This window comes from Nocardioides bigeumensis (assembly GCF_039531755.1).
GTDB lineage: Bacteria > Actinomycetota > Actinomycetes > Propionibacteriales > Nocardioidaceae > Nocardioides > Nocardioides bigeumensis.
On sequence record NZ_BAAAQQ010000013.1, the window covers coordinates 961,006 to 978,610 of the forward strand.

At 72.5% G+C, this 17,605-nt stretch carries 22 protein-coding genes; 10 read left to right on the forward strand and 12 right to left on the reverse strand.

Annotation, left to right across the window (positions count from 1 at the left end; all coding sequences use genetic code 11):
- Positions 1-140 precede the first annotated feature (140 nt).
- Both ABD295_RS18815 and ABD295_RS18820 read right to left on the reverse strand, forming a co-directional pair.
- A complete protein-coding gene (locus tag ABD295_RS18815) occupies positions 141-812 on the reverse strand; it encodes a hypothetical protein (RefSeq protein WP_344305345.1) in 672 nt (223 codons plus the stop codon).
- Between the two features lie 304 nt (positions 813-1,116).
- Complete coding sequence (locus ABD295_RS18820; protein ID WP_344305346.1) at positions 1,117-1,521, reverse strand: DUF4446 family protein; 405 nt, start codon at positions 1,519-1,521, stop codon at positions 1,117-1,119.
- An 81-nt stretch (positions 1,522-1,602) separates the two neighbouring features.
- Here ABD295_RS18820 and ABD295_RS18825 point away from each other — a divergent pair, with 81 nt between their 5' ends.
- A complete protein-coding gene (locus ABD295_RS18825; RefSeq protein ID WP_344305347.1) occupies positions 1,603-2,457 on the forward strand; it encodes a prephenate dehydratase in 855 nt (284 codons plus the stop codon).
- A complete protein-coding gene (locus ABD295_RS18830; protein ID WP_344305348.1) occupies positions 2,454-3,278 on the forward strand; it encodes an LLM class flavin-dependent oxidoreductase in 825 nt (274 codons plus the stop codon). Before ABD295_RS18825 ends, ABD295_RS18830 begins: the two co-directional genes overlap by 4 nt.
- Positions 3,279-3,294: 16 nt before the next feature.
- Here the strand turns inward: ABD295_RS18830 and ABD295_RS18835 are convergent, their stop codons facing one another.
- Positions 3,295-4,347 carry a Vgb family protein gene (locus ABD295_RS18835; protein WP_344305349.1) on the reverse strand — a complete coding sequence of 351 codons (1,053 nt, stop codon included), beginning with the start codon at positions 4,345-4,347 and terminating at the stop codon, positions 3,295-3,297.
- 78 nt (positions 4,348-4,425) lie between these two features.
- Here ABD295_RS18835 and ABD295_RS18840 point away from each other — a divergent pair, with 78 nt between their 5' ends.
- The 4 genes from ABD295_RS18840 (at position 4,426) to ABD295_RS18855 (ending at position 7,862) form a co-directional block, all read left to right on the forward strand.
- Complete coding sequence (locus ABD295_RS18840; protein ID WP_344305350.1) at positions 4,426-5,016, forward strand: TMEM165/GDT1 family protein; 591 nt, start codon at positions 4,426-4,428, stop codon at positions 5,014-5,016.
- A 7-nt stretch (positions 5,017-5,023) separates the two neighbouring features.
- The gene (locus ABD295_RS18845) at positions 5,024-5,395 is read left to right on the forward strand and encodes a Crp/Fnr family transcriptional regulator (protein ID WP_344305351.1); all 372 of its coding nucleotides are present in this window, start codon (positions 5,024-5,026) and stop codon (positions 5,393-5,395) included.
- A gap of 33 nt (positions 5,396-5,428) precedes the next feature.
- Positions 5,429-6,502 carry an adenylate/guanylate cyclase domain-containing protein gene (locus ABD295_RS18850; RefSeq protein WP_344305352.1) on the forward strand — a complete coding sequence of 358 codons (1,074 nt, stop codon included), beginning with the start codon at positions 5,429-5,431 and terminating at the stop codon, positions 6,500-6,502.
- A 106-nt stretch (positions 6,503-6,608) separates the two neighbouring features.
- Entirely contained in the window at positions 6,609-7,862 is a 1,254-nt protein-coding gene (locus ABD295_RS18855) for an arginine deiminase (protein ID WP_344305353.1), read from the forward strand.
- A 348-nt stretch (positions 7,863-8,210) separates the two neighbouring features.
- On the opposite strand, the gene ABD295_RS18860 is transcribed toward ABD295_RS18855, so the two are convergent.
- Both ABD295_RS18860 and ABD295_RS18865 read right to left on the reverse strand, forming a co-directional pair.
- A complete protein-coding gene (locus ABD295_RS18860; protein ID WP_344305354.1) occupies positions 8,211-9,164 on the reverse strand; it encodes a DUF5926 family protein in 954 nt (317 codons plus the stop codon).
- 10 nt (positions 9,165-9,174) lie between these two features.
- Positions 9,175-9,981, reverse strand: coding sequence for a glycerophosphodiester phosphodiesterase family protein (locus ABD295_RS18865; protein WP_344305355.1), 807 nt, complete (start codon positions 9,979-9,981; stop codon positions 9,175-9,177).
- A gap of 144 nt (positions 9,982-10,125) precedes the next feature.
- On the opposite strand from ABD295_RS18865, the gene ABD295_RS18870 reads away from it, so the two are divergent.
- Positions 10,126-10,692 carry a CHRD domain-containing protein gene (locus tag ABD295_RS18870; RefSeq protein ID WP_344305356.1) on the forward strand — a complete coding sequence of 189 codons (567 nt, stop codon included), beginning with the start codon at positions 10,126-10,128 and terminating at the stop codon, positions 10,690-10,692.
- Positions 10,693-10,815: 123 nt separating this feature from the next.
- On the opposite strand, the gene ABD295_RS18875 is transcribed toward ABD295_RS18870, so the two are convergent.
- Positions 10,816-11,379: a DoxX family membrane protein gene (locus ABD295_RS18875; RefSeq protein ID WP_344305357.1), complete on the reverse strand. Its 564-nt coding sequence runs from the start codon at positions 11,377-11,379 to the stop codon at positions 10,816-10,818.
- A gap of 204 nt (positions 11,380-11,583) precedes the next feature.
- On the opposite strand from ABD295_RS18875, the gene ABD295_RS18880 reads away from it, so the two are divergent.
- Positions 11,584-11,805: a hypothetical protein gene (locus ABD295_RS18880; RefSeq protein ID WP_344305358.1), complete on the forward strand. Its 222-nt coding sequence runs from the start codon at positions 11,584-11,586 to the stop codon at positions 11,803-11,805.
- On the opposite strand, the gene ABD295_RS18885 is transcribed toward ABD295_RS18880, so the two are convergent.
- Positions 11,795-12,526, reverse strand: a complete 732-nt coding sequence (locus tag ABD295_RS18885) for a GNAT family N-acetyltransferase (RefSeq protein WP_344305359.1) — start codon at positions 12,524-12,526, stop codon at positions 11,795-11,797. The genes ABD295_RS18880 and ABD295_RS18885 overlap by 11 nt on opposite strands.
- 55 nt (positions 12,527-12,581) lie before the next feature.
- Between ABD295_RS18885 and ABD295_RS18890 the strand changes: the two genes are divergently transcribed.
- Positions 12,582-13,055 (forward strand): GNAT family N-acetyltransferase, encoded by a 474-nt coding sequence (locus ABD295_RS18890; RefSeq protein ID WP_344305360.1) that lies wholly within the window; start codon positions 12,582-12,584, stop codon positions 13,053-13,055.
- A gap of 2 nt (positions 13,056-13,057) precedes the next feature.
- Here ABD295_RS18890 and ABD295_RS18895 read toward each other — a convergent pair whose 3' ends face one another.
- The 4 genes from ABD295_RS18895 to ABD295_RS18910 form a co-directional block, all read right to left on the reverse strand.
- Positions 13,058-13,888 (reverse strand): carbohydrate kinase family protein, encoded by an 831-nt coding sequence (locus ABD295_RS18895; RefSeq protein WP_344305362.1) that lies wholly within the window; start codon positions 13,886-13,888, stop codon positions 13,058-13,060.
- The gene (locus tag ABD295_RS18900) at positions 13,888-14,118 is read right to left on the reverse strand and encodes a hypothetical protein (RefSeq protein WP_344305363.1); all 231 of its coding nucleotides are present in this window, start codon (positions 14,116-14,118) and stop codon (positions 13,888-13,890) included. Before ABD295_RS18900 ends, ABD295_RS18895 begins: the two co-directional genes overlap by 1 nt.
- Positions 14,115-15,350: an ATP-binding protein gene (locus ABD295_RS18905; RefSeq protein WP_344305364.1), complete on the reverse strand. Its 1,236-nt coding sequence runs from the start codon at positions 15,348-15,350 to the stop codon at positions 14,115-14,117. The genes ABD295_RS18900 and ABD295_RS18905 overlap by 4 nt, the downstream gene beginning before the upstream one ends.
- A 68-nt stretch (positions 15,351-15,418) precedes the next feature.
- Entirely contained in the window at positions 15,419-15,682 is a 264-nt protein-coding gene (locus tag ABD295_RS18910; RefSeq protein ID WP_344305365.1) for a hypothetical protein, read from the reverse strand.
- Between the two features lie 177 nt (positions 15,683-15,859).
- Here ABD295_RS18910 and ABD295_RS18915 point away from each other — a divergent pair, with 177 nt between their 5' ends.
- Positions 15,860-16,756 carry an Fpg/Nei family DNA glycosylase gene (locus tag ABD295_RS18915; protein ID WP_344305366.1) on the forward strand — a complete coding sequence of 299 codons (897 nt, stop codon included), beginning with the start codon at positions 15,860-15,862 and terminating at the stop codon, positions 16,754-16,756.
- Positions 16,757-16,904: 148 nt separating this feature from the next.
- Here the strand turns inward: ABD295_RS18915 and aat are convergent, their stop codons facing one another.
- Entirely contained in the window at positions 16,905-17,603 is a 699-nt protein-coding gene (aat, locus tag ABD295_RS18920; RefSeq protein ID WP_344305367.1) for a leucyl/phenylalanyl-tRNA--protein transferase, read from the reverse strand.
- Positions 17,604-17,605 lie beyond the last annotated feature (2 nt).

Genomic DNA, 17,605 nt, shown 5'->3' on the forward strand with positions numbered 1-17,605 from the left:
GGCAACCCCCAACGTCGTCGCCCCCCAGATGGTGGCGATCATCGCCCAATCCGGCTGTCCAGCGATCAAGGCGACGATCACCAGGGCTGCGGCAGTGCACCCAGACGTGAATGCGACCTTGCGCCAGTCTGCCGTCGGGTTCAACAACTCTCGGTCTTCCACCACAGCGGTGCGCCAATTCGCGAGAAGTGCAGCTCGACACACTTTCCGCTGCCTGCGGCCCCGTCGAAGCTCTTGACGAGGAGGTAGGCGTAGACGCTGACGTAGATCGCGCAGCCGCCGGCGATGACCGGCACCGGGATCTTGCTGCACACAGCGCCGGCCCACGTGAACGCTCCGACCAGTCCGGGGTTGGCGAACTTGGAGATCGCCACGGTCTCCGCCTTCGTGAACTTCACACAGGTCGCCGTCCACGCGTCGCAGGTGAAGACGCTCGGGTCGGCGAGGATCGGGTACGTCGCGCCGGAGTCGATGTGGTCGACGACCTGGACCAGGGCCCCGTCGGCGACCTCGAAGTGCGTGGGAACGTCAGCGCCGTTCGCGTCCTCGGCCCAGGGCGCGGGGATCGTGGCGAGGCTTCCGCCGCCCCCGTCGGCCACCTGCGCTCCCCCGTCCTCCGTCAGCTCGAGCCGCGCACCGTCGGGCACGTCGACCGGGAAGGCGTAGGTCTCAGGCGATTCTGCCCCACCGATGGCGACCACGAACTGGGTTCCTCCATCGGCCAGCGGGTTGACCGCGACCGAGGTGGCGTCGGCGTCGTTGGTGAAGATGCTGACCTCGTCGCGGACGACCGACGCCTCGGCGCCGGTCACCGGCAGGCCGATGCTCAGGCCCTCACCCTCAGGGCCGGGGCATCGGCATCCGATGCCGACGCGGCGGACTTGGGAGGGGCCGGGCTGGCGCCAGCGGGAGCCGGGCTCAGGCCCAGGAGGACCAGCGGCAGGACGAGGGCCGGAAGAGCCCGTCGTGCAAGTGCGTGCATGTCATGTGCTCACCATCTGGGGGCTGGGTTCACTGGTCGCCCGGGAGCAGATTGCAGCCCGAGGTCGCTGACCGTAGGGACCCACACGTGACCGGTCAAACAACTGAGCACAACTGACGAAGATTGGTCAGATTTCAGCTGGGACGGGCGGTGGCGATGGCCTCCTGCTCCTCGGGGCTGAGCTGCTGGTCGGAGGTCCACGACGAGACGGACTTGGCGTACGTGCGCGCGTCTGAGCGGCCGGCGATCGAGGTGAGGACGACGCCGTGTCCGGCCTGGTCGAGGAGCGCCACCGACCAGGAGAGGTGGCCGCCCATGTCGCCGAAGGCGTCGTACCGGACGACGGCGAGGTGCCGCAGTGCGTCGGCGCCCTCGGCGCGCAGCGCCGCGACCTCCTGGCGCAGGCCGTGCACGTCCTCGGGCAGCGCCTCGGCGCCGAGGCGGCGGCGCGCGCCGGCCTGGCGGCGCAGTGAGATCACCGAGAAGACGACCGCGACGACGGCGAGCACCAAGGCGAGCGAGGCGAGAGCGGTCGGCATACGCCGACCATAAGCAGGCGGACCGCCCACCCCTGGAGCGAAGCGCCGGGCACGTCGCCGGCTCGTGCCAAACTCGACGCCGTGACCGACGCCCCAGCCGGAGCCAGGCGGATCGCCTACCAAGGCGAGCCCGGCTCCAACTCCCACCTCGTCTGCACCCAGGCCTACCCCGACTGGGAGGCGGTGGCCTGCGCCTCCTTCGAGGACGTCTTCGCCGCGGTCGAGGGACACCAGGCCGACCTCGCCCTCATCCCGATCGACAACTCGCTGGCCGGCCGGGTGGCCGACATCCACCACTTCCTCCCGACCTCTGACCTGCACATCGTCGGCGAGCACTTCCTGCGCATCCGGTTCGCGCTGATGGTCCTGCCCGGTGCGACCACGGAGACGATCAAGACCGTGCACAGCCACGTGCACGCGCTCGGCCAGTGCCGGCGGGTGATCCGCGAGCTCGGCCTCCAGCCGGTCATCTCCGGCGACACCGCGGGTGCCGCGCGCGAGATCGCCGAGGCCGGCGACCCCACGCAGGCCGCGATCGCGCCGCCGCTGGCCGCCGAGATCTACGGCCTCGAGATCCTGGCCGACGACGTCGAGGACGAGGACCACAACACCACCCGGTTCGTCGTGCTCTCCCGCGACTTCGTCAAGGCGCCGCAGGGCAACGGACCGGTGGTGACGTCGTTCGTCTTCCACGTGCGCAACCTGCCCGCCGCGCTCTACAAGGCGCTCGGCGGTTTCGCGACCAACGGGGTCAACATGACCAAGCTCGAGAGCTACATGGAGGGCGGGCACTTCTCGGCCACCCAGTTCCTCGCGGAGGTCGACGGCCACCCCGACGACCTCGGCGTGCAGCGAGCCCTCGAGGAGCTGGCGTTCTTCACCACCGAAGTGAAGATCCTCGGCGTCTACGCCGCCGACCCGGAGCGCCGCACGTGACCGGCCGGCCCCGCCTCGGCGTCGTGCTGCGGCCCCAGATCGAGCCCGAGCGGTTCCGCGAGGCCGTACGCCGCTGCGACGCGGCCGGCGTCGACGACGTGTGGCTCTGGGAGGACTGCTTCCTCACCGGAGGCATCGCCGCCTCGACCGCCGCGCTGGCCTGGTCGGACAACGTGCGGGTCGGGCTCGGCCTGATGCCCGTCCCCTTCCGCAACCCCGCGCTCGCGGCGATGGAGATCGCGGCGGTGGCGCGGCTGTTCCCGGGCCGCTTCGCGCCCGCGGTCGGCCACGGCGTCCTCGACTGGATGAGCCAGACCGGCGTCCGGGCCGCCTCCCCGCTCACCTTGCTGCGCGAGCACGCCGGCGCCGTCCGCGCCCTGGTGCACGGCGAACGGGTCACCGTCGACGGCCGTTACGTCCACCTCGACGACGTCGCGCTCGACTGGCCGCCGGCCGTGGACGACACCCCTCCCCTGCTCTTCGGCGCCCGGGGCGACAAGACGCTGGCGTTGGCCGGCGAGCTCGCCGACGGCGTCGTGCTCGACGACGGTGACGACGACCACCAGGACCTGGACGGCGAGAGGCTGGCCCGCGCCGTCGGGGTCGCGCTCGAGGCGCGCGCGACGGGTCCGCTGTCGGACGAGCCGTTCGAGGTGGTCGCGTACGTCGGGCTCGGAGCCGACCCGGCCGAGCGGGCCCGCGAGCTGGTGGCGGCCGGTGCGACGACCCTGGCGTTCCAGCCCACCGGCGACGCCCCCGACCCGGCCGAGGCGCTCGCCGCCGTGGCGGCGGCCCGCAGGGCGACCGCCCCGCCCGACTGAGCCCGCCTGAGCCCCCTCACTCCGGAGGCCACGGCACGCGGTGCACCAGTGAGTGGTCGTGGTCGGTGATCCACAACCACCCGTCGGCGGCCGCGACGCTCCCGCTGCCGCCCCCGGTCCCGATGCGGGCGACCGCCCGTCCCGACGCGGCGTCGACGACCGTGACACCGGTCCACGTGCGGGACCAGACGAAGCCGTCGCTCGCCGCGATGTCGCCACCGTTGACCACCTGGTCCGACGTCGGGATCGCCGACACCTCGTCCGTGGCGGCGTCGACGCGGAACACGGTCCCGTCGACCTGGTCGAGGACCCAGGCCGCGCCGTACGCGAAGGTGAGGAAGCTCGGGACAACTCCGGTGTCCGCGTGCGAGAGCACCCTCCCGGTGTCGGGGTCGAGCCGCTGCACACCGTCGGTCGTGGTCACCCACAACGACCCCCACCCGTAGCGCAAGGCGCTGGGCTCGTCGGGCGTCGGCAGCGCCTTCAGGTCACCCGAGGCGGTGTCGACGCGCAGGATCCGGGGCCGGTCGCGGTCGACCAGGACCCAGGCGACCGCCTCGTCGGCGGCCACGGACGACTCCGGCACGGGTGGTGCCGGAAGCTCGACCCGGTCGACCAGGTCGCCGGTGCGGTCGTCGAAGACGAGGAGCAGGTTCGGCTCCAGTCCCGTGACCCACACCCGCCCCGGCGTGGCGTCGAGGGCCTGGACGACGGCCGACGCGAGGTGGATCCGATGGGTTATCTCGCCGGTCGCGGCGGCGTACCGCACCAGACCCGGCGGTACGCCGGTCACCCAGATCCCGCCCGCGGCCGCGATGGCGAAGTCGTTGTGGGGACCGGCCTCGATCGACTCCCCGCCCGCGTCCGCGACGCTCACCTCCACCGGGAGCTCGTTCCCCTGGGGCGTCGGCTCCGCCTCGGTGTCCGTGCCCGTGTCGGTGGTCGAGGACGTCGCCGTGTCCGTGGCCGAGGACGTCGGTGACGGCGGCTGCGCGGCCGGGCTGTCGGAGCAGGCCGCCAGCAGCAGCGCTCCGGCCAGCACGGCGGCGTACGCCCTCGTGACCCTCATCACCCCATCGGAGCACCAAGACGCCCACGCCACATCGGGGATTCCCCCGTGGTCTGGACCGCCCCACACAATGGGGCCGTGGATCTCGCCGTCATCGCCTTGACGTTCGGCGCGATCTTCGTCGTCGAGCTGCCCGACAAGACCTTCCTCGCGACCCTGGTCCTCTCCACCCGCTACCGGCCGCTCCTGGTGTGGATCGGCGTCGGTCTCGCCTTCGCGGTGCAGACGACGGTCGCCGTGCTGCTCGGGCACGCGGCGTCGTTCCTTCCCGACACCGCGGTCAAGGCGCTCGCGCTCGTGATGTTCCTGATCGGCGCGGTGATCCTCTTCCGCGAGGGACGCGCGCACCACCAGGCCGCAGAGGACGAGTTCGCCGACAAGGCGAAGCCGGCCCAGGGCTGGCGGGCGATCCTGGCCAGCTTCCTCGTGCTCTTCGCCGCCGAGTGGGGCGACCTCTCCCAGCTGCTGACGCTGACCCTGGTCGCGAGGTACGACGACCCGCGCAGCGTCTTCGTCGGCGCCCTCGGCGCACTGCTCATGGTCAGCGGCCTCGCCTGCCTGGTCGGGAGGGCGCTGCTGCGGTGGATCTCGCTGCACGTCCTGCACTACGTCGGAAGTGGCGTGTGTCTCGTCCTGGCTGCCGTAACGGCGTACGAGCTGCTCCGTTGATCCAGGCGTGACCGGCATCTTCGACGGCCTCTCGGCCAAGGACACCCGGCGGGTGCACGCCGCCGGCACCTCCGTGCGGCTGCCCCGGGACTGGTCGCCGATCCACGAGAGGACCCCCGCCGACAAGGCCTACATCCTGCTCGAAGGCGAGGCCTCGGTCCGGCGCGGCGGCCAGGAGGTCGCGCGGCTGGGACCCGGCGACGTCTTCGGCGAGGCCGGCCTGGTCAACCACAAGCTCCGCAACGCGTCGATCGTGACCACGACCCCGGTCCGGGCGTTGCACTTCACCGCCGAGCAGCTCGAGCGGCTCTGCGCCGACGTACCCGCCTTCCGGAGCGCGCTGGACCGCGCCGCGCAGGAGCGACTCGGCACCACGTAGTCACACCGTCGGGGCAGATCCTTGGGAGGGGACATGGCAGGCGAGCACGACGCGTTCGACGTGCGGGCGCTCGAGGAGACCGCCCTCGGGGCGCCGCTGCGCTTCACCCGGGTCGAGGTCGCCGACAAGGCCGGCGTCTCGCTCGACGTCGCCGAGGAGCTCTGGCAGCAGCTCGGCTTCCCCCACGCCGGCGACGACGACGTCGCCTTCACCGAGGAGGACGTCGAGGCGTTGTCGCGCACCCGTGAGCTGGTCGAGCTCGGGGTGCTCACGCCCGACAGCCAGGCCGCGCTGGTGCGCACCTGGGGACGCAGCTTCGCGCGGCTCGCCGAGTGGCAGGTCGCCCTGCTCACCCGGATCGCGGTCGAGGCGGAGGACCCGGCGTCGACGGTCGACGAGCTCACCGGTCAGGTGCTCCCCGCCGTCGAGCACCTCCAGTCCTACGTGTGGCGGCGCCACCTCGCCGGCGCCGTCGGTCGCCTTCTCGAGCAGGGCGGCGACACCTCCACGACGCTGGCCGTGGGATTCGTCGACATCGTCGGCTTCACCGGCCGCAGCCGGCAGCTGACCGAGGGCGAGCTGGTCGCCTGGGTCGAGCACTTCGAGGAGCACCTGACCCGGTCGGTCGTCGAGGCCGGCGGGCGGGTGATCAAGACGATCGGCGACGAGGTCCTCTTCGTCACCGACACCCCCGCCGCCGCGGCCGAGGTCGCGTTGATCGCGACCGAGCGCGGCGCCGACCCCGAGGACGAGTTCCCCCAGGTGCGCGCGGGGATCGCGTACGGCGGCGTGGTCAGCCGACTGGGCGACGTGCTCGGTCCGACAGTCAACGTCGCGGCCCGGCTGACCTCCATCGCGCGGCCAGGCACCGTCCTGGTCGACCGTGGAGCGCACGAGGCGCTCCTGGCGGTCGAGGCCGCGGACGACCCCGCACCGACCGAAGGTGAGCCGTCGAAGCTCGCGGCCCTGGTCGACCGGGCCGCCGAGGAGCTGGCCGACCTGGCGCCGTACTCCGAGGGCAGCGGGTTCAGCTTCCGCCGGGTGCCGCGCACGTCGGTGAAGGGGTACAAGCGCCTGGAGGCCTGGGCGGTCCGCCGCCCGAGCTGACCCCGGCGGAATTCCCCGTGCGGTCTCTAGGGGTGAGTGACCACGCAGGGGATCTCACCGGTCCCTCGCGAGTGCGGTCCTGGCGGCCGGACGTTAAGGTCCGAGCATGGTGAGCACCCCCGCCCCGGCAGACCCCGCCCGCCTCCACGGCGCCGACAGCGAGGTCGGCCGCCTGCAGACGGTGATGCTGCACCGGCCCGGACTCGAGCTGAAGCGGCTGACCCCGCGCAACAACGACCGGCTGCTCTTCGACGGGGTGCCGTGGGTGTCGCGCGCCCAGGACGAGCACGACGCGTTCGCGGCGGCGCTGCGTGAGCGGGACGTCGAGGTGCTCTACCTCACCGAGCTCCTCACCGAGACGTTCGCCGAGGCCGAGGCCCGCCACGAGGCGATCACGAAGGCGCTGGAGAGCCTGCACCTGGGCGACACCCTGCGGGGCTACCTCACTGGCCTGCTGCACGACGCCTCGCCGGAGGAGCTGACGACGTACCTCACCGCCGGCATCCGCAACGACGAGGTCGGCGGCGGTTTCGGGCTCGTCACCAGCCTGCTCGACAGCCACGACTTCCTGATCGACCCGCTGCCCAACCTGCTCTTCACCCGCGACTCCAGCGTCTGGGTGCGCGACCACGTCGCGGTCACCAGCCTGGCCATGCCGGCTCGCTCGCGGGAGACGCACCTGACCGAGCTGATCTACACCCGGCACCCCCGCTTCGTCGGCACCCCGCAGATCCACGGCTGGCACCACGAGCACGTCGAGGGCGGCGACGTGCTGCTGCTCGCGCCGGGCGTGATCGCGGTCGGGGTCGGGGAGCGTACGACGCCCGCCGGGGCTGAGCGCCTGGCCCGCCAGGTGTTCCACGCCGGCCTGGCGCACACCGTGCTCGCCGTGCCGATCGCCCAGGAGCGGGCGACCATGCACCTCGACACGGTCTGCACGATGGTCGACGTCGACAAGGTCGTGATGTACCCCAACGTCGCCCACCAGCTCCAGGCCTGGGCGGTGACGCTGGTCGGGAGTGCCGACACCAACGACGACACCGACCTCGAGCTGCACGTCGCCGACGCCGAGCCGTTCCTGGTGGCCGCGGCCAAGGCCATGCAGATCGACACGCTCCACCAGATCGACACCGGTCTCGACCCGGTCACCGCCGAGCGCGAGCAGTGGGACGACGGCAACAACACCCTCGCCCTCGCGCCCCGCGTGGCCGTGGCCTACGAACGCAACGACGAGACGAACGACCGGCTCGAGGAGTCCGGCATCGAGGTGGTCAAGATCGCCGGCTCCGAGCTGGGCTCGGGCCGCGGCGGCCCGCGCTGCATGAGCTGCCCGATCTCACGGGCACCGCTGGGCTCCTAACGGGTCGGTACTGCTGGATCTCGCAGGAGCCCGCCGGGACGTCGCACACGACGCGGCTTCGCGAGTCGCCCCGCTCGGCCTGGAGGTTCACCACGACGGTGTCGCCGGCCCGTCGCCTCCGTCGATCGCCGCAACGGAGACGCCGCTGTTGATACGCCTGGTCTATCCATCCCGCCGGATCAAGCGGCCCCACGCGGCGAGAAGCCGGCAAATGTAAAAACCCGGTCGTTGCTGACGGGGGAGGCAACAACGACCGGGCGACTCAAAACCTACGGGAAGGTGGAGCGTTGCACAACAGCCAGAGGGGGTTTGGCAAAGGATTCCCGGAGGCCGCCCGGGGTCGTCCGATTAGCGGATCGTGACCTGCCGGTTGGCGAGCCCGTTGCGGGCCGAACGCTCCTCCGGAGTGAGGGGCTCGGTGACGGCGAGGGCCTCGTCGAGGGCCTTGCGGAACGCCGCCGCGGGCTCCTCCAGCGCTGCCGCTCCGGTGCCGACAGGCAGGTCCCACACCGGCACCAGCAGGCCGTGGGCGCGGAACATGCCGACCAGGCGGGAGTCGGGCACGAGCTGGTCGCGACCCGCCGCATGGAGGCGGGCGAGGGCGTCGAACGCGTCGGCCTCGGGCTCGGGCAGCACCCAGCGCAGGTGCTCCTTGGTCGTGACGTCGGTCCAGTACGCCGCTTCGACGGACCCGAGCCGCGCGGTGGGTGCGGCGGAGTGGTCGGCCTGGTGCAGCGCCTCCTCCATCTCGGGCGTCTGCTCCTCCACGTCGGCGATCCAGAAGCCGAAGCCGTCATGCACGGTGATGTCCAGGCCGTCGCCGTTCCCCCCACTGACGACGAGGTCCTGCAGACGCGGCCCGGGACCCGGCGGGTCGGTCAGCCCGACGATCCCCGCCTCGGCGTCGAGGGCCTTGAGCAACACCGCGCCCAGGTCGCGCGCGGGGTCGCCGAAGCTGTGCTGGACCTGCAGCCCGAGCCAGATCGCCCCGGAGTCGCGCACCATCGCGGGAGCGGCGCCGGGGAGCAGCGTGCAGAGCAGCACCTCGCGGTCGGGGTGGTCCTTCAACGTCAGAGGGGCGCTCGCCGCCGGCACCAGCTCGCGCAGCGCCACGATGTCGCGCTCGCCGGGCAGCCCCTCGAACGGGCGGGCGACGTACACCTGCGCGCCACCGTCGGCCGCACCGTGGCAGTGCTTGTAGCGACGGCCCGAGCCGCACGGGCAGGGCTGGCGCGGACCGACCGCACCCTCGGCGGCGTCGGAGGCGGGCGTGCGGGTCTTGCTGCGGGAGCGCTTGGCCATGCGGGCGAAACTACCCGGGCTGCTCGAGCGTCCTGTCATCGAGGAGGCCGAGGATCATGCCGGGACGGTCGGTGATGACCGCCTTCACGCCGTAGCGCAGGCAGACATCCAGGTCGGCCTCGGTGTTGACCGTCCACACGTGGATGTCACGCCCGGTCGCGGCGAGGCGCTGCGCGAACACCGGCGTGTCCCGCAGCAGGTCGATGCCGGGCCCGAGGATCCAGTCGTCCCCGACCACCGGCTGCAACGCCGCCCAGTGGCGCTTCTTGTCGATCAGCATCACCAGCGGCACGCCCGGCGCCAACCGGCGCATCCGCTGGAGGGCGGTGTAGGAGAAGCTCATCACCCGCACCGGGGCGCCGGCTCCGTCCCAGCCGAACGCCGCCAGCGCCTCGGCCAGCCGCCTCTCGACGAGACCGGCGTACCGCGTGGGGTGCTTGGTCTCGATCGCCAGCTCGACGGACCGGTCGTAGTCGGCGACCACCTCGAGCAGCTTGCGCAGCGTGAGCACCCGGCCGAGCTCGAGGTCGAGGTCCTGCGCCTCGTCGTCGAGGTCGGCCCACGGGTTCTTCCACGACGCGAAGTCGAGCTGGTCGAGCTCGGCGAGCTCCATCGTCGACACGAGCCCGCGCGTGGACGCGGTGCGGAGCAGGTCGCGGTCGTGGACGCAGACCAGGTGCCCGTCGGCGGTCAGGCGCACGTCGCACTCGAGAGCCTCGGCCCCCTGGTCGAGGGCCTTCACGTAGGCGCCGAGCGTGTGCTCGGCCGTGTCATGGCTCGCGCCCCGGTGCGCGACGACCTGCGGTCGCATGGTCATGCCCGAACCCACGCCGCCCAGCATGACGGATCAGCCCGCACCCGTGGGTCAGCCGCGCGGGTCCACGCGCGGCGCGGAGGGAGATCTGTTCGCGCCCCTCGCCCGTAGTCCCGGGAGGACCGTTCACCGACGGAAGGAACCCGCATGTCCAGGTACTCGCTCAACCGTGTCATCCCGCTCGGGGTCGCCCTCATCGTGGCGGCCGCTGTCGTCTCCGGCGGCGTCGCCAGCGCCGGGAGCTCCGGACCCGGCGACGACCAGGGCAACCGCACCATCAGCGTCCAGCTCGACGGGTACGCCGAGACACCGCTCGCGCTCTCGACCTCCGGCGTCGGCACCTTCAAGATCCACGTCGACCGGGCCAACCAGACCATCGACTACGTGCTGTCGTACGACGCCCTCGAGGGCAGCGTCACCCAGTCGCACATCCACTTCGGTGCGGCCAGCCAGAGCGGTGGGATCGCGACCTTCCTCTGCAGCAACCTCGGCAACGGCCCGGCGGGCACCCAGGCCTGCCCGCCCGCACCGGCGACGATCTCGGGGACGTTGACGCCGGCCTCCGTCATCGGGCCGGGCGCCCAGGGCATCACGGCCGGCCAGTTCGACGAGCTGGTCGCGGCGATCAAGGCGCAGACGACGTACGTCAACGTGCACACCTCGCTCTACCCGACCGGGGAGATCCGCAGCCAGCTGGTCAACGGGCGCGGCTGACCGCGCCGACCCTCGGGGGCCGACGGGGAGCGGCCGCACAATGAGGAACGCGGTGTCCACCAGGTCGTGGTGGACACCGCGTCTCGGTGTCGACGCCGCTTCGGCGTCGTGTCGTGCCAAGGCTCAGGCGTCCCGGTGGAGGCGGGCGCCCAGGGCGTGCGCCCCGACGACCAGGCCGGCGGCGATCAGCACGATGTCCTTGAACACGTACTGCGCCGTCAGCGTGACGCCGTTGTCGAGGTAGAGCTCGCCCGGGAAGAGCACGAGCGGGGCCATGATGCCGCCCATCGCGGTGGCGAGGACGACCAGGCCCGTCTTCAGGAAGCGTCCCGACACGAGGGTCAGGCCGATGGTGACCTCCATGACCGCGGTGAGCAGGAGGGCGAAGTCGCCCGACACCATGCCGAAGGTGAGCTTCTCGACCGTGGCGATGGCGAGGTCCTCCGCCGGGCTGAAACCAGGGACGAGCTTGAAGGCGCCGAAGACCAGGAAGACCAGGCCGAGGCTGATCCGGAGCACCGGGATGCTGTAGGCCGTGAGCTTGCCGGCGAGGATCTCGACGGTCTGCTCGACGGGGTGGACGGGCTTCTGGGAGACGGGCTTCTGGGAGACGGGCTTCTGGGAGACGGGCTTCTGGGAGACTGGCTCGGCCGTCTTGGCCGGGCGGGTGGCGTACTGGGTGGACATCTGGGTGGTTCCTCTCGGGATGATTTCTGGTTGTTCCGACGAGGAACAACGCTCTCGGTTCTCGCAGCCCCTGCCATCGGCCAGCAAGCCGATCTCTGGGTGCCACCTGGGGCCAGGAACCGGTCGCGCGGCGTACGTCGTGCGACCTACGTGAGATCACCTATGCGGTCAGGAGCTGGCCCCTTCACGGCCCAAGGTCGTGCCATGACGACCTCGACGCCCGTGGTGTTCCTGCCCGGTGCCGAGACCTCGGTGGCGGCGTACGCCGAGGGGCGAGCGAGCCTGCGCGAGATCGTCGAGGGAGGGGAAGCGGCGCTGCCGGACCAGCCGTGCCACCTGGACGACCGCGGTCGCCTCCGTCACCTGCCGATGCTCAGCCACCCGGTGGTGCTGGCGGGACTGGCGACGCGGACGCTCATCCGGTGAGCACGGCCCGGGACGACACCCACCGGTGCGACGTGCGGTAGCCGAGCCGGTGGTAGATCCGCCGGGCGACGTCGTTGTCGGAGTACATCCCGAGCGTGACGACCGGTGAGTCCTGCAGGCCGCGCAACGTCATCGCGGCGGTCACGGCGGCGCCGTGTCCCTGACCGCGGTGGTCGGGGTGCGTGACGATCGCGCGCAGGTGCGGGGTGCCCGCCTGGGCGGTGCACAGCGCGCCCGCAGCCGCGAGCCGGTCGCCGCGGCGGACGCCGGCCCAGGCACGCACGTGCGGGTCACCGGGCCGCGCGTGCGCACGCGGACTGAAGGCGAGGAGCTCCTCGACCAGCGGCTCCTCGGCCGACGTCAGCCAGGCCACGCCGGTCGGGACCGGCGGCGGCGTGCTCGTCCACATCCACTCCCAGTGGCTGGGCTCGAGGACCTGCGCCGGTACGACGACGTCCGTGTCGGCCGGCACGCTGACCCGCAGCTCGGGACACCCCTCGCTTCGCAGGTGTGCCAGAGCCGCCGCCACCACGGCGTCGAGCGCCGGCCCAGCACCCAAGCAGGTGACGAACACCCCGTTGTCACGCTGGACCGCCACCGCGATCGCGTCGTCGGCACGCCACAGCCGGGCGGGCGCTTCCGGCCCGATCTGCCAACGCAGGAAGACGTCTTCGTGTGCGGCCTCGTCCTCGGCGAGTGGGCGCGGACCTTCGACGTGCATCTCGTCCAACCTAAAGGACAGGCGGTCGGAGCCGGCGACGTGGCACCCTCGGCCGGTGCCCGGCTACGTGCTCCGTCCTGCCGACTCCGACGACGTCGAGTTCCTGACCGACGTGGTCGTGGTGGTCACCAAGGACCAGGGGCGCTGGCCGGCCGAGCTCTGCGCGCCCGACGCCGAGGCCGAGTGGCGCGCCGGCTTCTCGGACTGGACGCGCGAGCAGCTGGGCGGAGACGTCGACGGCTCGACGACATCGGTCGTCCTGGTCGACGGCGATCGGGTCGGCCGGCACCGCGTCGTCCGCGCGCCCGATCACGTGGAGCTCGCGGGTGTCCAGCTCCTGCCGGCGCACCAGGGGCGGGGCATCGGCACGCAGGTCGTCCGGGACGTCCTGGCCGAGGCGCGCGACCGGGGGGTCCCGGCGCGGATCTCCGTCGAGCAGGACAACCCGCGGGCGCGGGCGCTCTACGAGCGGCTCGGCTTCACGGCGTACGGCGAGACCGAGCGCGACGTGCTGCTCGAGGCCCGCTGACCTCAGGGCGCGAGCCCGCGCGAGGCGAGGCAGCGCGCCGCCTGGGCATGGGCGGCACGCATCGCCACCGGCAGTGCGGCCCGGCCCAGCCGGGCGTCCAGGAAACCGGCGGCGAACGCGTCGCCGGCGCCGTTGGTGTCCACGACCTCGTCGACCGGGTCCACAGGCACGTGGAGGGTCTCGAGCGCGGTCATCGCCGTGGCGCCCTCCGCCCCCTGCGTGACGACGACCAACGAGGTGCCTCGCGCGACCTGCTCACGCATCCACGGCAGCGGGTCTGCCAGGCCGTCGGCGTTGAGGAAGAGCACGTCGGCGGCGGCGATCCAGTCGGCGTACCAAGGGTTCTCGCCGTCGAAGTCGTGGAGGTCGCAGACGATCGGGACCCCCGCCGCCTTGGCCTTGGTGAGGTAGGGGCGGGCGGCCTCGGCCAGGTCGATGCAGGCGTACGCCGACTCCGCCAGCGCCCGGTCGACCGCCGCGGCGTGCGCGTCGGTCACCTCGCCGGGCGTGTCCAGGAAGATCGAGACACGGTCGCCGCCGGACATCAGGTTGAGGTGCCGCTCGGTGCGCTCGGCCTGCTCGGCGAGCAGGTCGACGCCGGCCTCGCGCAGCACGCCCCCGATCCGCCTGCCCGGCTCGTCGTCGCCGAGGAAGGTCAGCAGCGTCACGTCGAGGCCGAGGGTTCGCAGGTTGAGCGCCTTGCCGGCCGACGTGCCGCCGACGGTCTCGTGGTGGCTGCGTGCGCTGAGGCTGTGGGGTCGCGGATCAGGCAGCGCGTCGACGTACACGAGGTGGTTCCAGGTCGCCGGCCCCGCCACGAAGACCCGCGTCATCAGGCCACGCCCGCCGTGAGGGCGACCAGCGCCGCAGCGGTCCGCAGCAGGTCCACGCGGCGCAGCCGCGCGAGCAGGGCCGGGTCCGGGTCTCGTCCCCTGCCGAGCCGGCCGTGCAGCGGGGCCGCACCGGCGGCCGTCGCGAGGCCGGCCACCGCCAGGGCTGCGACGGCCACGAGCCGTCGTGGACCGAGCCCGTCGACCAGCACGGCCCACCGGTCTGCCGTCATGCGTTCTCGCGCAGGTAGCGGCCGAAGTGCGGCACGGTGAAGGCGATCCGGCCGCGCTCGGCGGAGTAGATCAGCCCCTTCTTCAGCAGCGAGTCGCGGGCCGGTGAGAGCGACTGGGGCTTCTTGCCGAGGGAGGAGGCCACGTCGGAGGTGAGCACCGAGTCGTCGGGGGGCTGGTCGTCGGAGCGCCGGTCGCCGGCCTGGTCGCCGCCGGCAGCCGCCTCGGCAGCGACGTCGGCCATCGCGCGCAGGTAGTCGCGCTCCCCCGGCGTGGCCCGGTCGTAGCGCGAACCGAAGAAGCCGACCGCAAGCTCGGCCTCGGCCTCCGGGGCGGCCACGCCGACGTCGGCGACGTCGATCGGGGAGGTGGTGGCGCGGTCCCAGACGGCCTTGCCGTAGGCCTGGATGAAGTAGGGGTAGCCCCCGGTGGCGGCGTACATCGCCGCGAGCGCGTCGACAGACCAGGCGGCCTCCTCGTCCTCGGCGGGGACGCTGAGCGCGAGGTCGGCGGCGGCCCTCGGCAGTCGGTCGATGCGCTGGTAGCGGAACAGCCGCTCGGAGTAGGACTTGCTCGCGCTGAGCACCGCCGGAAGGTGCGGCAGCCCGGCACCGACGACGATCAGCGGCAACCCCGACTGGCTGATCTCGTGGCATGCCGCGCACAACGCGGACACGTCGTCGGGGCCGAGGTCCTGCATCTCGTCGATGAACACCGCGACGCCGCTCCCCCGGTCGGCCGCCAGCCCGCCGACGTCGGAGAGCAGCTCGACAAGGTCGATCTCGATGTCGCCCGAGTCGGCTCGGCCGCGGACCGCGGGCGCGTCGATGCCGGGGTTCCACTGGTCCTTGAGCCGGGCGCCGACGCCCGCCTCGCGCTGGGCGAAGGCCCGGATCACCCCGAGCACGTGGTCGGTCTCGTCGGGGCGGGGATGCCCGAGCTCGCGGACCGCCTGGTGCAGCGCCGACGCCAGCGGCCGGCGCAGGTGCTGGTCGGGGCGGGCCTCCAGCTTGCCGGTGCCCCAGTGCCGGCGTACGGCGGCCGAGCGCAGCGCGTTGAGCAGCACCGTCTTGCCGACCCCGCGCAGGCCGGTGAGGATCAACGACCGCTCGGGCCGCCCGCGCGCCACGCGCTGGAGCACGACGTCGAAGGCCTCGAGCTGCTCGTCACGGCCGGCCAGCTCGGGCGGACGCTGCCCGGCGCCGGGCGCATAGGGGTTGCGGACCGGGTCCATGCGCCCGACCGTATCCGCCGTATCCGGCTCTCTAGCGGATTCGCTAGACGACGCGCCGCTCCTCGCGGTCAGGCGGTGTCGGAGAGCGAGCCGCCGTCGGCAGGGGCCAGGCCCTTGGTGAGAGCGTGCACGAGCCCCGGCACCTCGTGGGCCTCGAGCCGGAACGACCCGACGCACAGGTTGGCCCGCCACAGCGAGATGACGACCATGCCGGCGTCGGCCAGGGCATCGGGCGAGTCGGCCACGTCGTGGTGCCAGGTGATCCGCAGCGCCCGGTCGGCGCCGCGCGGGTCGACGAAGATCGTCGTCTCCGTCGGGCGCCTGCTGGCCATGACCCATCCTCCCTCCTCCCGCCGGATCAGGGAAGGATTGCTGGCCCCGACTTTCCCCTGACGCCTCAGCACGATAAGTGACCACGAACGGCACGTCCCAGGTGCAGTTCACCCGTGCTTCTCGTGGTCAGGTATCGAATCGGGCGGGATGTCGGGGTGTGCAAATACACTGGCTCCGTGCCTGAGCTGCCCGAGGTGGAAGCACTGGCCCTCGACCTGAAGGGCCGGCTCACCGACCGTCCGATCACCCGGGTCGACCTGGCGGCGTTCAGCGCCCTCAAGACCTTCGACCCGCCGCTGCAGGCCCTGCACGGCACCCTGGTCGAGGACGTCACCAGGCACGGAAAGTTCCTCGACATCACCGCGAGCGGGCTGCACCTGATCGTGCACCTGGCCAGGGCCGGCTGGATCCGCTGGCGCGACGACGTGCCCAAGCTCCCGGCCCGCCCCAACAGCAAGAACCCGCTCGCGGCCCGGGTGGTCCTCGACGAGGACCCCCAGACAGACGGCGGGTCAGGCCTCACCCCAGGGCTCGACATCACCGAGGCCGGCACCAAGAAGTCGCTCGCCATCTACGTCGTCCGCGATCCGCTCGAGGTCGAGGGCATCGCCCGGCTCGGCCCCGACCCTCTCGACGAGTCGTTCACCATCGAGGTCCTCGACCAGATCCTGCAGGACGCCGGCCGCGCCCAGATCAAGGGCGTGCTGCGCCACCAGGGCACCATCGCCGGCATCGGCAACGCCTACTCCGACGAGCTGCTGCACGCGGCGCGGATGTCGCCGTTCAAGCCCGCCAACAGCCTGAGCGACGCCGAGCTGCAGACGTTGTACGACGCCATCCGCAACGTCCTCGGCGACGCGGTCGCGCGCTCGCGCGGTCTCGCCGCGAGCGAGCTCAAGGGCGAGAAGAAGTCCAACCTCGCCGTGCACGGCCGCACGGGCGAGAAGTGCCCGGTGTGCGGCGACACCGTGCGCGAGGTCAGCTTCGCCGACTCGAGCCTGCAGTACTGCGCGACCTGCCAGACCGGCGGCAAGCCCTTGGCCGACCGGCGGCTGAGCAGGTTGCTGAAGTAGGTCTCGACTCAGCTCGACCACCGGGGGCTCGACCACCGGGGGCTCGACCACCGGAGCCCGACCACCGGAGCCCGACCACCGGAGCCCGACCACCGGGGGCCCGACCACCGGGGGCCCGACCACCGGGGCCCGACTACCGGGGGCTCGACTACCGGGGGCTCGACCACCGGGGGCTCGACCAGCGCGGCTCGGGCAGCGCCAGCGCCGCGGGCAGTCGGGCCAGGTAGTCCGCGCGGTCGATCGCCACCGCGCCCAGCGACTCCAGGTGCGGGGTCAGCCACTGGACGTCCAGGAGCCGCTCCTCCGCGTGCTCGTCGCGCAGCCGGTCGACCAGCCCGAGCAGCGCCACCTTCGACGCGTCCCGCTCGTGGTGGAACATCGACTCCCCGGCGAACAGCCCGCCGACCGCGACGCCGTACAGCCCGCCCACCAGCCGACCGTCGCGCCACGCCTCGACGGAGTGCGCCCAGCCGAGGTCGAAGAGCCGGGTGTACGCCGCCAGGATCGTCTCGGAGATCCACCCACCAGGCCGCCGCGGGTCCGCACAGGCGTGCACCACGTCCACGAAGGCGGTGTCCACCCTCACCTCGAACCGCCCGACGGACTTCCGCAGCGACCGGGTGACCCGCAGCCCGTCGAGCGGCAGCACCCCGCGCTCGACCGGGCTGAACCACGCCATCGGGTCGCGGCGCCGCGGCCCCGACGGCATCGGGAAGAGGCCCTGCCGGTACGCCGCCAGCAGGGTGCCGGGCTCGAGGTCGGCCCCCATCGCCACCACGTCGTCGTCGGCCGGCCACGCGGACGCGGGCGGGAACGCCCACGGCGAGGGCCTCGGCTCGACCGGCATGC

What these genes read in the sequence shown, in the direction of transcription:
- ABD295_RS18820 (WP_344305346.1), bottom strand. Translation starts at nt 1,521, where the DNA reads ATGCCGACCGCTCTCGCCTCGCTCGCCTTGGTGCTCGCCGTCGTCGCG.
- ABD295_RS18835 (WP_344305349.1), bottom strand. Translation starts at nt 4,347, where the DNA reads ATGAGGGTCACGAGGGCGTACGCCGCCGTGCTGGCCGGAGCGCTGCTG.
- ABD295_RS18850 (WP_344305352.1), top strand. Translation starts at nt 5,429, where the DNA reads ATGGCAGGCGAGCACGACGCGTTCGACGTGCGGGCGCTCGAGGAGACC.
- ABD295_RS18855 (WP_344305353.1), top strand. Translation starts at nt 6,609, where the DNA reads ATGGTGAGCACCCCCGCCCCGGCAGACCCCGCCCGCCTCCACGGCGCC.
- ABD295_RS18860 (WP_344305354.1), bottom strand. Translation starts at nt 9,164, where the DNA reads ATGGCCAAGCGCTCCCGCAGCAAGACCCGCACGCCCGCCTCCGACGCC.
- ABD295_RS18865 (WP_344305355.1), bottom strand. Translation starts at nt 9,981, where the DNA reads ATGACCATGCGACCGCAGGTCGTCGCGCACCGGGGCGCGAGCCATGAC.
- ABD295_RS18870 (WP_344305356.1), top strand. Translation starts at nt 10,126, where the DNA reads ATGTCCAGGTACTCGCTCAACCGTGTCATCCCGCTCGGGGTCGCCCTC.
- ABD295_RS18875 (WP_344305357.1), bottom strand. Translation starts at nt 11,379, where the DNA reads ATGTCCACCCAGTACGCCACCCGCCCGGCCAAGACGGCCGAGCCAGTC.
- ABD295_RS18880 (WP_344305358.1), top strand. Translation starts at nt 11,584, where the DNA reads ATGACGACCTCGACGCCCGTGGTGTTCCTGCCCGGTGCCGAGACCTCG.
- ABD295_RS18885 (WP_344305359.1), bottom strand. Translation starts at nt 12,526, where the DNA reads ATGCACGTCGAAGGTCCGCGCCCACTCGCCGAGGACGAGGCCGCACAC.
- ABD295_RS18895 (WP_344305362.1), bottom strand. Translation starts at nt 13,888, where the DNA reads ATGACGCGGGTCTTCGTGGCGGGGCCGGCGACCTGGAACCACCTCGTG.
- ABD295_RS18900 (WP_344305363.1), bottom strand. Translation starts at nt 14,118, where the DNA reads ATGACGGCAGACCGGTGGGCCGTGCTGGTCGACGGGCTCGGTCCACGA.
- ABD295_RS18905 (WP_344305364.1), bottom strand. Translation starts at nt 15,350, where the DNA reads ATGGACCCGGTCCGCAACCCCTATGCGCCCGGCGCCGGGCAGCGTCCG.
- ABD295_RS18910 (WP_344305365.1), bottom strand. Translation starts at nt 15,682, where the DNA reads ATGGCCAGCAGGCGCCCGACGGAGACGACGATCTTCGTCGACCCGCGC.
- aat (WP_344305367.1), bottom strand. Translation starts at nt 17,603, where the DNA reads ATGCCGGTCGAGCCGAGGCCCTCGCCGTGGGCGTTCCCGCCCGCGTCC.